The organism is Phenylobacterium sp., assembly GCF_031425575.1.
In the GTDB taxonomy this organism is placed as follows: Bacteria; Pseudomonadota; Alphaproteobacteria; order Caulobacterales; family Caulobacteraceae; genus Phenylobacterium.
Map to the genome: position 1 here is coordinate 1 of NZ_JANPJP010000348.1, position 5,570 is coordinate 5,570.

3 protein-coding genes are annotated in these 5,570 nt (G+C 68.0%); 2 read left to right on the top strand and 1 reads right to left on the bottom strand.

Features of this window, described 5'->3' with window-relative positions; all coding sequences use genetic code 11:
• Window positions 1–654: helicase HerA-like domain-containing protein (locus RMO97_RS19135; protein WP_310542598.1), on the bottom strand; the 654-nt coding region annotated here is incomplete at its 3' end.
• 228 nt (window positions 655–882) lie between these two features.
• Between RMO97_RS19135 and RMO97_RS19140 the strand changes: the two genes are divergently transcribed.
• Both RMO97_RS19140 and RMO97_RS19145 read left to right on the top strand, forming a co-directional pair.
• Window positions 883–2,004, top strand: a complete 1,122-nt coding sequence (locus tag RMO97_RS19140) for an AI-2E family transporter (RefSeq protein ID WP_310542599.1) — start codon at window positions 883–885, stop codon at window positions 2,002–2,004.
• A gap of 201 nt (window positions 2,005–2,205) precedes the next feature.
• Window positions 2,206–5,570 (top strand): NAD-glutamate dehydrogenase domain-containing protein (locus RMO97_RS19145; protein WP_310542600.1); only part of this gene is annotated, 3,365 nt, incomplete at its 3' end.

The window sequence follows — 5,570 nt, forward strand, 5'->3', positions numbered from 1 at the left end:
ATAGCCGCGCCCCGAACCGTCGGTGCGCATCAGGTCGGCGAGCTGCAGGGCCGGTTCGCAGAACAGGTTTGCGCCCCCATGGTCCTCAAGCGTCAGCAGCTTGCGCTGAATGGTGGCCACGGTGGCGGTCGAGACATTGCCGTAGCGCGCGCCCAGGTCCTTGGCGTTCTGAGAGGTGTAGGTGAGCGCCGCCTGAAGGTCCTTCAGGTCCAGCAGCAGCAGGCCCTCCTCGTCGGCGGCGCGGAAGACGACGGAGAGCACGCCTTCCTGCACATCGTTGAGTTCCAGCATGCGGGAGATCAGCAGGGGTCCCATCTCCGACACCGTGGCGCGGATCGGGTGGCCCTGCTCGCCGAACAGGTCCCAGAACACCACCGGGGCGGCGGCCGGGCGCAGCTCCAGGTTCATGACCTTGGCCCGGGCCAGCATCTTTTCATTGGGGGTCCCGGCCGCGGCGATGCCGCAGAGATCGCCCTTCACGTCGGCGGCGAAGACCGGCACCCCGGCATCCGACAATCCCTGCGCCAGGGCCTGCAGGGTCACGGTCTTGCCCGTGCCTGTGGCGCCGGCCACCAGGCCGTGGCGATTGGCGCGGTCCAGCCGCAGGGTCTCGAGGTGGTCGGAAAACCCGATCAGGACGCCGTCATCGGACATGGAATGCTCCTTGGAACTGCGGTCGCCACGCTATCGCCAGCCGGCCCGCCTCGCCACGGCCAAGGGTAAACAATTGTCGCGCGGGAGATCATTTCGCCAAACTCACCCGTTCTGGCTCAGCCTTGCGTCCGGCGCGCCAAAACCGCCGAACAACGCAGCATCATCTCTCGGAAATCAGCGTAGACAGCCCTGATTGACGACAACCGCCAGCCCGAGGACAGTCGGCCCATGCCCGTCGCCGCACAGACCTCCGCCGTGTCCCGCACCTGCCTGGTGATCCTGGCGGTGATCGCCGTGGGCGCGGCCATGTACTGGATGGCCGACATCCTGACCCCGCCGGCCATGGCCATGTTCCTGGCCATCGTCATCGACGGCTTCGCCCGCGTCCTGAAGCGGCGGTTCCCGTGGATCCCGAGCCGCGCGGCCCTGCCCGTGGCCATCACGGTGTCGATCCTGCTGTTTGGCACCGCGCTGTTCGTCATCGCCGACAATGGCGCCAGCTTCGCCACCCAGCTGGTCACCTACATCCCCAAGCTCAACCAGCTGATCGCCCAGGTGGCCGGGGTGGCCGGGGTGGACGTCGCCCCCACCATCGACCAGCTGTTCATGCGCCTCGACCCCAGCAAGTATCTCGGCGACGTGGCTCGCGGCTTCCAGAGCTTCGCCTCCAACGCGCTGTTCATCCTCATCTATCTGGGCTTCATCATCGCCTCGCGGCACGCCTTCGAGCGCAAGCTGGTGGGGCTGTCGGACAACCGCGCCGCCCGCCGCGAAGCCGTCGAGGCCTTCCAGCGCATTCGCGACGGGGTGGAGCAGTATCTCTGGGTCCAGACCGTCACCGGCCTGATGATCGCCGGCGGGTCCTGGTTGGTGATGGCGGTGATCGGCCTCGACAATGCGGTGTTCTGGGCCTTCCTGATCTTCATCGCCTCCTACATCCCGATCATCGGCGGGGCGGTGGGCATTCTCGCGCCGCCGATCTTCGCCCTGATCCAGTTCGAACCCTATTGGCCCGCCATCGTCCTCTTGGGGGTGCTGCAACTGATCCAGTTCGTGGTGGGCAACGTGGTGCTGCCGCGCATGCAGGGCGACAGCCTGAATATCGACCCGGTGGTGGTCCTCCTCAGCCTGGCCTTCTGGGGCGCGATCTGGGGCGTGGCCGGCATGTTCCTGTCCACGCCTCTGACGGTGATGGCCATGGTGATCCTCGCCCAGTTCGACGGAACCCGCTGGGTCGCCGTGCTGTTGTCGGCCGATGGGGAGCCTGGAAAACTGCGAGACCGGAAGCCGAGCCTCGCACCTGACGAATCGCCGAAACCGAAACGCGGCCGCGGCGTCACGCAAGCGTGAGGCGGGCCGCAAGACCGGGGTCTTAAACTTGGCCGTTCAATGCCTATCTGAGTGTGGCTCGGGTAAGACCCGACACCTCGACGCCCGCTTTCTCAGCCCCCGGGCGCCGCGAGGACCGAGTGTTCCGCCACCCCCCCTTGGCGGAACCAGGCGCCGCCGGACACTCTCCTCCGGCGGCGTTCTCGTGTCCGGAGCTCGCCGATGACCCGTCGCCCGACGTCCGCCAGCGCCCTGACCAAGGCGTTCCTCGCCCTGACGCCGGAAACCGACGCCAGCCGCGCCTTCATCGACCAGGCCGCCGCCGACGCGGCCCCCGACGAACTGCCCGAGCTGCCGATTGAGGGGCTGGCCGCCGCCCTGGCCGATTTCTGGGCCTTCGCCGAGACCCGCAAGAACAAGGCCCCGACCCTGCGCCTGGTGCAGGGGGAGGCGGGCCTCGACCGGCTGGAGATCGTGCAGGACGACACCCCCTTCCTGGTGGACAGCGTCATGGGCGAGATCGCCGACCAGGGTCTGTCGGTGCGGGCCATGTTCCATCCCATCGTCAGCGTCGCGCGCGACCGGAAGGGCGTGCGGAGCGAGACGGGCCCCGTGCGCCGGGAATCCATGATCCAGGTCGTGCTGGAGACCGTGGGCAAGGACCGCGAGGCCGCCCTCATCGCCGGCCTGAAGACCACCCTGGCCGATGTTCGGGTGGCGGTCGGCGACTTCCCCGCCATGCTGGACCTGATGGCGCGCGCCATCTCCGAACTGGAGGCGGCGCCGAAGAGCGAGGTGCGTGACGAGGATGTCGCCTTCCTGTCCTGGCTGCACAACGAGCACTTCGTCTATCTCGGCGCCCGGGTCTACGCGTATCCCCGCCTGAAGAACGGCGACTATGCGCCGGAGGAACCCCTCTACCAGCCCGAGGACGGCTTGGGCGTGCTGCGCGATCCCGAGCGCACGGTGCTTCGCCGCGCGTCTGAGCCCGCCGTCCTCACCGCCCAGATCCGCTCGCGGATGACCGATCCGCCGGTGACGGTGGCCAAGTCAAATGTCCGCTCCCGCGTCCATCGGCGCGGGTATATGGACTATGTGGGGGTCAAGCGGTACGGGGCCGACGGCAAGCCCTGCGGCGAAATCCGGTTCGTCGGCCTGTTCACCTCCGAGGCCTATGACGAGCCGGCCCACGACGTGCCGCTGCTGCGCGCCAAGGTGGCTCATATTCTCGCCAAGGCGGGCGCCGCGCCGGGGAGCCACAACGAAAAGCGCCTGCGCAACATCGTCGAGAACCACCCGCGCGATGAGCTCTTCCAGGCCAGCGAGGCCGACCTGCTGGCGACCGCCCTGGCCGTCCTGCACCTCTACGACCGGCCGCGCGTGCGGGTGTTCGAGCGCCGCGATCCCTATGACCGCTTCGCCTCGATCCTGCTCTACGTGCCCCGGGAGCGCTACGATTCAGAGCTGAGGACCAAGGCCGGCGAGATGCTGGCCCGCGCCTATGGCGGCCGTGTCTCGGCCTATTATCCCCATTTCTCCGACGCGCCCCTGGCCCGGGTCCACTTCATCATCGGCTTCATGCCCGGCGACCATCTCGAGCCGGATCTTAAGGCCATCGAAAGCCAGATCGCCGCGGCCAGCCGCACCTGGGAGGACCGCTTCGACGCCGCCGTCCGGGCCAGCGGTCGCACGACGGCCGAGGTCTCCGATGTCCTGACCCGCTACGCTCAAGCCTATCCCGCCGGCTACCGCGATCGCTATGACGCCGCCGAGGCCCTGGCTGATCTGGCGGTGATCGACAGCCTGGAGGCCGACGAGCCGGTCCGCGTCCGCGCCTATCGGCGGGCCGGCGACGGCAAGACGCAGTTCCGCTTCAAGCTCTACCGCCCCGGAGCGCCGGCTCCACTCGCCGACGTGCTGCCGATCCTGGAGAACATGGGCCTGAAGGCCATGGTGGAGACCGGATTCCCGGTGACCCGCGCCGGCACCCTCCCTGTCTGGGTCCACGACTTCGAGCTGAACGACGAACGCGGCGAACACCTGGTCTTTTCCGAGGTGAAGGCCGCCTTTGAATACGCCTTCGTCGCCGTCTGGAGCGGCAGGACCGAAAACGACGGCTTCAACCGGCTGGTGCTGGAACTCTCCATCACCTGGCGCGACGCCGCCCTGATCCGCGCCCTGGCCCGCCACCGCCAGCAGTCGGGGCTCGACCCCAGCCAGCGGGTTCAGGAAGAGGCCCTGTCCAACCATCCGGGCGTCGCCCGCCTGATCCTGGATCTCTTCCGCACCAAGTTCCATCCGGCCATCAAGGCGGGTCTCGAAGCGCGCCAGACGCAGGCTGACGCGGTGATGGCCGAAATCGTCGAAGCCCTGCAGCTCGTCGAGAGCCTGGATGACGATCGGGTCCTGCGGCGCCTGGCCCTGCTGGTGGGGGCCATCAAGCGGACCAACTACTACCAGCCCAATGCGGACGGCACGTCCAAGCCCTATATCAGTTTCAAGGTGGCCTCAGGCGAACTGGCCGACCTCCCCCTGCCCAAGCCGTTCCGCGAGATTTTCGTCTGGGCGACCCATGTCGAGGGTGTCCATCTGCGCTTTGGTCCGGTGGCCCGAGGGGGACTGCGCTGGAGCGACCGGCGCGATGACTTCCGCACCGAGGTCCTGGCCCTGGCTAAGGCGCAAAACACCAAGAACGCGGTCATCGTCCCCGTCGGCTCCAAGGGCGGCTTCTATCCCAAGCAGCTTCCCAAGGGGGGGAGCGCCGACGCCGTGCGCGCCGAGGGAATCCGGGCCTACACGACCTTCCTGCAGGGCCTGCTGGACATCACCGACAACCTGACCCCCGACGGCAAGGTCATCCACCCCGAGAACGTCGTGGTCCACGACGCCGACGATCCCTATCTGGTGGTGGCCGCTGATAAGGGCACCGCCACCTTCTCCGACATCGCCAACGGCATCGCCGAGTCCTACGGCTTCTGGCTGGGCGACGCCTTCGCCTCGGGCGGGTCGGCGGGCTACGACCACAAGGTGATGGGCATCACGGCGCGGGGCGCCTGGGAGGCGGTGAAACGCCACTTCCGCGAGCTGGGCAAGGACATCCAGACGCAGCCCTTCACCGTCGTAGGCGTCGGCGACATGTCAGGCGACGTGTTCGGCAACGGCATGCTGCTGTCGCCCGCCACCCGGCTGCTGGCCGCCTTCGACCACCGCCACATCTTCCTGGACCCCGATCCGGACCCGGCGACAAGCTACGCCGAGCGAGCCCGGCTGTTCGAACTGCCGCGCTCCTCCTGGGAGGATTATGACCCCAAGCTGATCTCGAAGGGCGGCGGGGTCGTCCCCCGCAGCCTGAAGTCCATCCCGCTCTCGAGCGAGATCCGGGCGATGCTTGAGATCGACGTCGACAGCGCCACCCCGGCCGAACTGCTTTCGGCCATCCTCAAGGCCCCGGCCGAGCTGCTCTATCTCGGCGGCATCGGCACCTATGTGAAGGCCCGCACCGAGGGCCACCTCGAGGTGGGGGACAAGACCAACGACGCCCTGCGGGTCAATGGCGCCGACCTGCGGGTCAAGGTGGTCGGCGAGGG